The sequence below is a fragment of the Microcoleus sp. MON2_D5 genome, from assembly GCF_036701905.1.
Classification (GTDB): domain Bacteria; phylum Cyanobacteriota; class Cyanobacteriia; order Cyanobacteriales; family Microcoleaceae; genus Microcoleus.
Window position 1 is genome coordinate 1 of the sequence record NZ_JAUBRM010000185.1, and the last position, 4,673, is coordinate 4,673.

At 49.3% G+C, this 4,673-nt stretch carries 4 protein-coding genes; 2 read left to right on the forward strand and 2 right to left on the reverse strand.

The window, feature by feature from the left end; translation table 11 throughout:
• The first annotated feature begins 81 nt into the window (after positions 1–81).
• Positions 82–663 (forward strand): Npun_F5749 family FMN-dependent PPOX-type flavoprotein, encoded by a 582-nt coding sequence (locus QUA47_RS30260; protein ID WP_333433539.1) that lies wholly within the window; start codon positions 82–84, stop codon positions 661–663.
• A gap of 75 nt (positions 664–738) precedes the next feature.
• Here the strand turns inward: QUA47_RS30260 and cysE are convergent, their stop codons facing one another.
• On the reverse strand, positions 739–1,536 hold the full coding sequence (gene cysE / locus QUA47_RS30265) for a serine O-acetyltransferase (RefSeq protein WP_006634002.1): 798 nt from the start codon (positions 1,534–1,536) through the stop codon (positions 739–741).
• A 147-nt stretch (positions 1,537–1,683) separates the two neighbouring features.
• Positions 1,684–2,166 (reverse strand): hypothetical protein, encoded by a 483-nt coding sequence (locus QUA47_RS30270; RefSeq protein WP_333433540.1) that lies wholly within the window; start codon positions 2,164–2,166, stop codon positions 1,684–1,686.
• A gap of 547 nt (positions 2,167–2,713) precedes the next feature.
• Between QUA47_RS30270 and mrdA the strand changes: the two genes are divergently transcribed.
• Positions 2,714–4,540, forward strand: coding sequence for a penicillin-binding protein 2 (gene mrdA / locus QUA47_RS30275; protein WP_333433541.1), 1,827 nt, complete (start codon positions 2,714–2,716; stop codon positions 4,538–4,540).
• Positions 4,541–4,673: the final 133 nt, after the last annotated feature.

Sequence of the window (4,673 nt, forward strand, 5' to 3'; positions counted from 1 at the left end):
TTCCTTCTTCCTTCTTCCTTCTTCCTTCTTCCTTCTTCCTTCTTCCTTCTTCCTTCTTCCTTCTTCCTTCTTCCTTCCTTTATGTCTTTAGCACTTTGGCGATCGCCCTTAGCTCGCGCGCTCCACCGCAACCGCAGTCTTGCTTTTGCCCGTTACTTGCAACTAGCAACTGTTCGCGCCACCGGGCGTCCGGCAAACCGCACTGTGGTGTTTCGAGGCTTTTTAGCAGATACTAATCAGTTGAAATTTATTATAGATATTCGCAGCCAAAAGGCAGAGGAAATTAACCTCTATCCTTGGGGGGAAATTTGCTGGTATTTCCCGACAACTCGCGAACAATTTCGGATTGCTGGAAAGCTAGTTTTGGTAGGGGCAGATTATCCAGAGGCAGAGTTGTGCTCATCGCGGTGTACAACTTGGCAGGAGCTTTCTGAGGCGGCTAGATCGCAGTTTGCTTGGCCGCAGCCGGGGGATGACAAAGCCGACGCTAGTGCTTTTGATTCTGCTTCCCCAAATGCCATCGAGCCGCTGCCTAATTTTTGCTTGCTGTTGTTGGAACCGGAAACGGTGGATTTTTTGGAGTTGCGGGGGGAACCGCAAAATCGGTCGCTTTATCGGCGCGACGGGGAGGGAAATTGGTCTATGCGATCGGTTAATCCGTGAAAAATTAAAGTGAAAAATTAAAAATTAAAAATTAAAAACAGAGATTGGGATTTTTAACTTTTAATTTTTCACTCCTCAGATGCCGGTGCCGTCAAAAAACTCTTGAATTGCTTTATCTTTTAACTGACAAGTGGTGGCAACAGCTAATTGGGTTTTTTCAGCTACAGCTACATTGCTGGTTTGATTTAAAGTTGGGAATGCTGAAGGCGAATTGGGAACAGAATTTAAGGAGACAGATGCTTGAGGAAGCAAACTTTTTACTTGCTGTTCGAGAGATTCGATACGATCGAGCAAAGAGCGAATTACCACAGCTTCCGAATCCGGCAAACTGCCGTGTTCTAGGGGATTGACGCGCACTCCCGATCGATAGACGATGCGGCCGGGAATCCCTACCACTGTACAGTCAGATGGTACGTCGCGGAGCACTACGGAACCGGCGCCGATGCGGACGTTATTGCCAATTTGCAGATTGCCGAGTACCTTGGCGCCGGCACCTACAACTACGTTTTCGCCGACGGTAGGGTGACGCTTGCCGCTTTGTTTGCCAGTACCGCCAAGGGTGACACCTTGGTAAATTAGGGCAAAATCGCCGATAATCGCTGTTTCGCCGATCACAACCCCCATACCGTGGTCGATGAATACGCTTTTGCCGATGGTTGCCCCTGGGTGGATTTCAATTCCGGTCAAAAAGCGAGCAATGTGGGAAATCAAGCGGGGGATGAAGGGAAGTCCCAACACATAAAGCCAGTGTGCGAGGCGGTGCAGCACTAGGGCCTGAAGACCGGGGTAGCAAAATAAAACTTCCAGCCAGTTGCGAGCGGCAGGGTCGCGATCGAAAATTATACTGAAGTCAGCTCTAAGAGTCTTTAGCACTTTCGGAGTTACCTATTTTGGTTAAACACGCCACTTTCGATTTTACATTTTACTGGATGGGGGAAGTGAGCGGTCGATCGGGAGAGGGGAGAGTGGGGTAGAATTTGACGACTTTTTATGGTGGCTATGCAACAGCGCCGCTGCGTTCTATTCCTGTACTGAGATTGTATAGTTAGACTTGACTCCGGGTTCGACAGTACCTACCCAAAGCTTGTAAGAGCCTGCTTGCCAGTCAGAATCAAGTATGCCAGCATCTTTATTCTGACCTATATCGTCTCCGCAGCGCACCCCATTACCGGGGCCTTGTACGAGTAAGGTTGTGTCCTTGCCTCCGCTGTTGACTTGGAGTGTGAGTTTTGAAAATTTTTCCTGCAAGACTATGATGTGGTCGGGAGTTGGGGTGGCAAAACCCAAACATTTGTTTTTGTGGCGATCGGCGTTGGCGATGACAGATAGAGAGTACGATCCGCCTGTGGAACCTCTCAAAACTGCTGTTGGGGCTGCAAAACCTCGCGATAAAGTTAAAGTGCCGAAATTGGCTGTTTCTGCTAAAACTGGTAGGGCGACGATCGCGGCGATCGCAGCCAAGAGCGCACCGTTTTTGAAATTGGTTGGCTGATTAAACAACATGGCAATACTCCTCGGTCACAACTTAAAACCACAACTCAGAATTTACCCATCGCAGCCCCTAGAATCCAACCTGGGGAGGAAGAATAATTTTTTTTAAATTAGTTCAAAACCTCCTGGGTTCTCTTCCTTATGTCTATCAGGACAATCCCTGTACGATCGCGCTCGCTTGTGCCACTCGGATTTCTGCCACAGGCGAGCGACTCATGTCCGAAATTGTACGGTGTCAAGATGATAAATTTGATACTCCTAGCCTTGCTGTTGGCGATCGGTTCCCTATTGACACAGACCTTGGTATTGTTACCTATAGGTCTATCTGGCTGGCTCCACCTCCCTAATTGGCTGAGCCTGACCTTGATTTTTCTGGCTATTTCTTGGTGCTTGGGGGATTAGTTAGCAGTCATGAGTTATTAATGATTAGTCAAAAGTTAATCATCAATTATTCCCCTTCCCCCAAGAGTCAAGGCCCGATTGTCCCCGGTTTGATGATGTATACTTCACAATTGACAATCAGCAATCTAAAATCTAGGATTTGACATCTACCTATAGAATGATGCAACGACAAGTTTATTCGATCTCAGCATTTCACTCTTCAGACAAAACCCTGGCGGAAACTCCTAAGAAACAGGAGCGTCCGATACACCGGGCGATAGTGTTAATGCTGGTGGCAACAGGTTTGCTGGGCCTGCACGCTAGTCGGCTGGTGGAATTACAACTGATACAAGGGAAGCAAAACCGGGAACGAGCTGAAAACAATCGCGTTCGCCTAGTGCCAATGGCGGCGAATCGCGGACACATTATCGATCGCAAAGGCAAGTTGCTAGCGGCAAACAATTTAGCTCGATCTATATATTTGTGGCCGAGAGAACAAACGCCGGAAGAGTGGAAAGCGACAGCAGAAAAGTTGAGTCCGTTGGTTAAAATCCCGGTACAAGAAATTTTAAAAAAAGTAAAAGAGGTCGATCCTCAATCCTACAGACCGGTGCGGCTCAAGCAAGCAATGCCGCCAGAGGTGTTTGTGCCGCTAGCAGAACAGGTGGGACAAATGCGGGGAGTGGAAGTGCGCCCAGAAGCGAACCGCTACTATCCCGAAGGCAGTTTGGCGGCTCACGTTATCGGATATATTGGCGAGGCTACCGCAGCAGACTTGGAAGCTCATCCGGAATACCCGATGGGGATGATTGTCGGTCAGATGGGCATAGAAGCGAGTTCTAACAAGAAGATTGCGGGAGTTTGGGGCGATCGGCTGATCGAGGTAAATGCCCAAAATCAAGAATTACGGCTGATGGGAGAGACACCGCCTAAACCCGGTGAGGCGGTGCAGCTAACCATAGACTTGGAAATGCAAAAAGCAGCCGAAAAAGCCCTGGGGAACCGCCGGGGAGCAGTAGTGGCGCTGGATGTCAAAACCGGGGCGGTATTAGTCATGGCCAGCCACCCGACTTTTGACCCCAATCTGTTTACGCGAAAAATCACTAAGGATGAGTGGGAAACTCTTCAAGATCCGCAAAATCCATTTTTGAATCGGGCGATGCAAGGCTATCCCCCCGGTAGCACGTTTAAAATTGTGACTTCTGTCGCGGGTCTGGAGTCGGGCAAATTTTCGCCGGACTCAATTCTCGGTACTTCGTCTTACATTACTGTGGGGGGAATTGATTTTAACGAACACAGCGGCGGTTACGGCGACATCGGCTTTCGGGATGCTTTGGCTTTCAGCAGCAATACGTTTTTTTATCAAGTGGGGATTAGTACGGGGCCGGAGCAAATTTCTAAGTGGGGACACCGCTTGGGAATTGGCAAGGATACGGATTTGAATCTTTTGGGGCTAGGCGGCGGCAATCACGGTCAAATCCCGACGCCGGAGGAGAAGGAGAAAATTTATAAAGAACCTTGGTATGCGGGTGATACGGTAACGATGTCGATCGGTCAGGGGTTGGTGTTGGTGACTCCTTTGGAGGCGGCGGTGATGGTGAGTTCGATCGCTAACGGCGGCTATCGGGTGAAGCCCCATCTTTTGACTTCTATGACCGGCACAGCGGAGACTCAACGGGTACATACGGGGATGAAACCTTCAACAATTCAGGTGGTTAAGGAAGGACTGATCGCGGTGGTTGCCCAGGGTACGGGACAGGGGATGAATGACGGTACGATTCCACTGACGGCGGGCAAAACAGGGACTTCGGAGGTTATTGGACAAGAGGATCACTCTTTGTATGTCGCCTTCGGGCCTGCTGACAAGCCGGAAATTGCGATCGCCGCGGTTGTGGAAAATGGCGGTTATGGTTCTGTTGCCGCGGCCCCGATCGCCAAAGAGGTGTTTCAAGCTTATTTTGGGAAACCGAAAAAGGTGAAGGAGCCAGTAGTGATTGCTCCTTAGTTATTGGGGATTGGGCATTGGGAATTGGGCATTGGGCGTTGGGAATTGGGCATTGGGCAATACGGTTCAGTTAAGGCTCAAATAGTGGTAAATTAGGTATGGTGTCCAAAAATGGAGAGCAAGTAAGGTGCAT